Source organism: Terriglobales bacterium (assembly GCA_035454605.1).
Classification (GTDB): domain Bacteria; phylum Acidobacteriota; class Terriglobia; order Terriglobales; family Acidobacteriaceae; genus DATMAB01.
In genome coordinates, this window is the sequence record DATIGQ010000096.1 from 1 (window position 1) to 5,458 (window position 5,458).

At 64.9% G+C, this 5,458-nt stretch carries 4 protein-coding genes; 3 read left to right on the top strand and 1 reads right to left on the bottom strand.

The features are described 5' to 3' along the window. Positions 1-1,861: ATPase, T2SS/T4P/T4SS family (locus VLE48_06830; GenBank protein ID HSA92708.1), on the bottom strand; the 1,861-nt coding region annotated here is incomplete at its 3' end. A gap of 248 nt (positions 1,862-2,109) precedes the next feature. Here VLE48_06830 and VLE48_06835 point away from each other — a divergent pair. The 3 genes from VLE48_06835 to VLE48_06845 all read left to right on the top strand — a co-directional run. Beyond that, positions 2,110-4,155 carry an HD domain-containing phosphohydrolase gene (locus VLE48_06835; GenBank protein HSA92709.1) on the top strand — a complete coding sequence of 682 codons (2,046 nt, stop codon included), beginning with the start codon at positions 2,110-2,112 and terminating at the stop codon, positions 4,153-4,155. Between the two features lie 24 nt (positions 4,156-4,179). Beyond that, positions 4,180-4,887, top strand: coding sequence for a hypothetical protein (locus VLE48_06840; protein ID HSA92710.1), 708 nt, complete (start codon positions 4,180-4,182; stop codon positions 4,885-4,887). Positions 4,888-5,023: 136 nt separating this feature from the next. After that, the coding region (locus VLE48_06845; protein HSA92711.1) for a tetratricopeptide repeat protein at positions 5,024-5,458 on the top strand (435 nt) is incomplete at its 3' end.

The following is a 5,458-nucleotide window of genomic DNA, read 5'->3' on the forward strand; positions in this document are numbered from 1 at the left end:
CCACGCCCTTGTAGATGGTCGCGCCTTTCTCCATGCCCATGAATTCGCAGGTGGTGTCGTCAGCCTTGATGGGCTCCTTGCATTTCTGGCACAGGCGGCGGGCCAGGCGCTGGGCCATCACGCCGATAGTGGAGGACGACACCAGGAAGGGCTCGACGCCCATCTCGCCCAGGCGGGTGAACGAGCCGGCGGCGTTATTGGTATGCAGCGTGGTGAAGACCAGGTGGCCGGTGAGCGCGGCTTCGACGGCGATGTGCGCGGTTTCCTTGTCGCGCGTCTCGCCGACCAGGATGATGTCCGGGTCCTGGCGCAGGAAGGCGCGCAGGATGCGCGCGAAGTCCAGGCCGATCTCCTTGTGCGCCTGCACCTGGTTGACGCCGCCCAGGTCGTACTCGATGGGGTCTTCGGCGGTGGAGATGTTAACGCCGGGCTCGTTTAGTTCCGCGAGCGCGGAGTACAGCGTAGTGGTCTTGCCGGAGCCGGTGGGCCCGGTGACGTACATGATGCCGTAGGGCTGCGAGATCAGCTCGCGCACCAGCTCCAGCGTGGCCTGGTGGGCGATGAGCTTATCGAGGCCCAGGGTGGTGTTCGACTTGTCCAGGATACGCATGCAGACTTTCTCGCCCCACTTGGAAGGAATGGTGGAGACGCGGAAGTCGATGGGGCGGCCTTCCATGTTCACGCTGATGCGGCCGTCCTGCGGCAGGCGCTTTTCGGAGATGTCCAGCTTGGAGACGATTTTGAGGCGCGAGGTCAGGCCGAGCTGCACCTTCTTGGGCAGGTTCTGCACCACGTTGAGCACGCCGTCAATGCGGAAGCGGACGATGACTTCGGTTTCCATGGGCTCGACGTGGATGTCGCTGGCGCCCTTCTTGATGGCCAGGCCCAGGATGGAGTTGGCCAGGCGGATGATGGGCGCATCCTCGGAGGCCGACATCAGCTCCTGCTTGGTCTCGGCGCCGGTGGGACCGCCTTCGTCGGCCATCTGCAGGTCGCGGATGATGTCCGATTGCAAGAGGTCGATCATCTCCGCCGACGTCTTGCCGGTCATATCGAGCGTGCCGGTGGTGGTCTTGCCGGGCCCGGCGGCAGCAGGCTCTTCCTTATGCATGAGCTGCGCGTAGGTGGTGCCCATGAACTTCTTGAAGTCTTCCTCGGTCGTGACCACGGGCTCGATCATCACCCCCTTGATGATGCGGCGAATGTCGTCGAGGGCGATGATGTTGTTGGGATTCACCATGGCCAGGGTCAGTCGGTTGTTGGCGAAGGCCACGGGGATGACGCGGTGCTGCAGCATCATGGTGTGGGGCAGAAGGCCGAGTACCCGGGCGTCAAAGTTCATCTTGGCCAGGTTCATGTACTCGATGCCCACCTGCTGCGAGGCGGCCTCGACGCGCTCGGCCAGCACCGCGGTGAGCGCCAGACCCATCTTCGGGTAGAGCAGGAAGAGGTCCTGGAAGTCCTTCTGCTCGAGCACGGCGCAGGTGGTGGCCTGGGTAGCGGAGACGGTGGCGCTGCGCGGCTTACCGGTGAGCAGCGACATTTCGCCGAAGTTGGTTCCCGGCCCCAGCTCGGTGAGCAGGAAGTCGATATTGGTGTTGGGGTCCTTCTTGCGGACCTCGACCAGGCCGGAGGTGACGAAGAACATGGAGCTGCCGGGGGCGCCCTCGCGCACGATGACGGTGTTGGGCGGGTAGTCGCGGCGCTTCATGCGCTTGACGACTTCCTGGCACTCGGCCACCGAGAGGCCGCTGAACAGCTTGATGCGCTGCAAGAAATGCAGCGTTCCGGTCTCAGTGACGGGTTTGGCCGCCGCCCCGGTAGCGGGCGCGGCAGAAGGACTCGCCGGGAATGTGGCCATCGGTTCTCTCCTCACCTCGCATCACGGCGGCGGCCGGTCGGAAGCTCCGGGAGACGGCGTGCTGGACCGTCGCATGCGGGGGAAGTTCGCGGATTATATACCACGCAGTCACGGGGTGGAGCGGGGTTTCGGCAGCGCTTCGGGGCCTGCGCGCTTCTGCTATAGTAACCACCGCCGGAGGGTCCGGGGCAGCGCTCTGAGCCGCTCAGCCCTCCTCCGGAGAGGCACACCGTCATTCAAAAGCAGAAATGAGCGCAGGCACGAAACCGGAGGTGTCGCCGGCTGGGCCGCCGCCGCGGCGCCCCTTGCCGATGGTCGTCTTCTTCGAGGGCGACCCGGCGGGGAAGCGGGCGGCCATTGAAGCCCACCGCTTCCGCCGGCTGGCCTTTGAGCACCTGGACAGCCAGGCGCCGGAGGCCGAGCGCGTCGTGGTCGTCACCGAGGAGTGGATCCTCAAGGACAACTTCGCGGCCCTGCGCGCGCCCAACGTGCGCATCATCGCGCTCACCGACCGCCGCTTCAGCGATCCGCGCCTGGATGGCGCCGTCTACAGCTATCTTCCGGCGAACACGCCGCCAGAGCTGGTGGAGCGCGCGGTGGAGAACGCGGTGGACCACATCCGGTTGCTGGCCTCGCGCCGCGAGCTGAACGAGCGCCTGATCGGCGCCACCCGCGAGATCAGCGAGCTGAACCAGATCGGCGCCGCGCTCTCCGCCGAGCACAACACCGAGAAGCTGCTGGAACTGATCCTCACCAAGTCACGTGCCATCACCCAGTCCGACGCCGGGTCACTGTACATCGTGGAGAGCGCGGAGAGCCTGGAAGAAACCACCGCGCCGGTGAAGGACGAGGTGGGCAAGCTGGTGATGAAGCAGCAGCGCGAGCCGCAGAAGCGCCTGCGCTTCAAGCTGGCGCAGAACGATACCGTGGCCGTGCCCTTCCGCGAAGTCACCATGGAGATCAGCGAGCGCTCCATCGCCGGCTACGTGGCCATGACCGGGCAGACGGTGAACATCGCCGACGCCTACCGCCTGCCCCCCAACGTTCCCTACAGCATCAACCGCAAGTTCGACGAAGATTCCGGCTACCGCACCAAGTCCATCCTGGCCGTGCCCATGCGCAACCAGAAGGACGAGATCGTGGGCGTGGTGCAGCTGCTCAACGCCAAGCGCGACCGGGAGGCCAAGCTGGACTCGGTGGCCGCGGTGACGGCGCAGGTGGTCCCTTATTCGCAGCGCATGCAGGAGATCGCGGCGTCGCTGGCCAGCCAGGCGGCCGTGGCGCTGGAGAACAGCCAGCTCTACCAGGCCATCCAGGCGCTGTTCGAGGGCTTCGTGAAGGCCTCGGTCATCGCCATTGAGGCGCGCGATCCCACGACCAGCGGCCATTCCTTCCGGGTCGCCAACCTCACCGTGGGCCTGGCCGAGGCGGTGGACCGCCTGGAGCACGGGTCGCTGGCCGCCATCCACTTCACGCGCCAGGAGATGAAAGAGATCCGCTACGCCTCCCTGCTGCACGACTTCGGCAAGGTGGGTGTTCGCGAAGAAGTCCTGGTCAAGGCCAAGAAGCTGTACCCGTGGCAGCTCGACCTGGTGAAGCAGCGCTTCCACTTCGTGAAGCGCACCCTGCAGCATGAAAACTCCGCACAACGCGTGAAGCACCTGCTGGAGAAGGGCCGCAAGGAATACATGAAGCAGCTTCCGGTCTTCGACAAGGAGATGGAAGAACGCCTGGCGGAGCTGGACGGCTACTTCAAAAAGGTGCTGGAGTCGAACGAGCCCACGGTGTTGCCCACCGGAAGCTTCGAGATGCTGATGGACATCGCCGCCCGCAAGTACCTGGACTTTGATGGGGAAGAGAGAGTCCTGCTCAGTGAGGACGAGGTGCGGCTGCTCTCCATCCGCAAAGGCTCGCTCGATGACGCCGAGCGCAGGCAGATCGAGTCGCACGTGGTGCACACCTACAACTTCCTGCAGCAGATCCCGTGGACCAAGGAGATCCGCAACATCCCCGGCATCGCCCGCGGCCACCACGAAAAACTGAACGGCACCGGCTATCCCTACAAGCTGAGCGCGCCGGAGATTCCCGTACAGACGCGCATGATGACCATCTCCGACATCTTCGACGCCCTGGCCGCCTCCGACCGCCCCTACAAGAAGGCGGTGAGCCTGGAGCGCGCGCTCGACATCCTCGACCTATCCGTGAAGGATGGCGAACTCGATCCCGACCTGCACCGCGTCTTCGTCGAGGCCCGCGTGTTCGACAAGTGGAAGATCGAGCCCTTTCCGTACTGAGCCGGTGCGATAGACTCGCTCGATATGAGGATTCGCCGACTGCTCGTTCCACTCGCCGCTCTCTGCCTGGCCTCCGCGCAGACCGCGCCGCAAGCCGTTGATGTTTCCGCCGAGCCCCACCACCACCTCGTGCTGGAGAACGAATACGTGCGCGCGTTCCGCGTCGAAGTGCCGCCGAATGGCGCCACCGGCCTGCATCACCATGCCCACGACTATGTTTTCGTCGTCCTGGGAGCGGCCGAAGTCGCGAACGAAGTGGAGGGCAAGCCGCCTGCGAGGTTGCAGTTGGCGGACGGCGAAGCACGCTACACCGAGGGTGGCTTCGCCCACGTGGCGCGCAACCTGGCCTCTACGCCTTTCCGCAACGTGACGGTGGAAATCCTGCCCGCGGCCAAGCGGCGCGCTGCCGCCCGCAAGCCCGGCGCGGGATGGGAGCGCGGCGTGGAGCTGTTCGAAGGCGGATCGGTGGACACGATTGTGGTCCGTGGGGGACTGCGGGTTACGGAAACCGAACTCAAACCCGGCGCAACTCAGCCAAAGCACACGCACAGCGGCCCACACCTTGCCATCCCTCTGACGGATGTCGAACTGCGAAGCGACGCCCCAGGCAAGCCGCCCCGCACCATTCGGTTTAAGTCCGGCGAAACCGATTGGGTGGCTGGCCGAGTCACCCACACACTTACGAACGTGGGAAACAGCACTGCGCGCTACCTTGCGATTGAATTCCGTTAAGCCGTGCTCGCGCCCTCGTCACCTCACGGCGCATACGGACCGGGTCGTCACATGCTGGCGATATTTCGTCCCAAGGTTGTTCCCGCCCCGATTCTGGGGAGTATGGAATGAGGGGCCACTCACGGGGGGATTCACCATGCGCCAGCTAGCCCAGCTTTTCTTGGTCCTCTTTTCGCTAGGAGCGACGGCGTTTGCCCAGACCGCCGACGAAGCCGACAGCGCCTATCGCGCCCAGCAGTGGGAAAAGGCGGCCTCGGCCTACCAGAAGATCACCGCCGCCGAACCGCAGAACGGGCTGGCCTGGTTCCGCCTGGGCACCGCACAAATCCATCTCGGGCATTACGCGGATGCGGCGGCGGCGTTCGAACGGGCCGAGTCGCTGAAGTTCGCGCCGCTGTACACTCCCTACAATCTGGCTGCAGCCTACGCGCGGATGGGGAACAAGGAGAAGGCCCTAGCCGCGCTGGGCATTGCCGCCGATCGTGGTTTCCAGCAGCCCGACCTGCTGGAAAAAGATGACGACTTCGCGTCCCTGCGCGACGACGCGGGATACCAACAGGCGCTGGCTCGG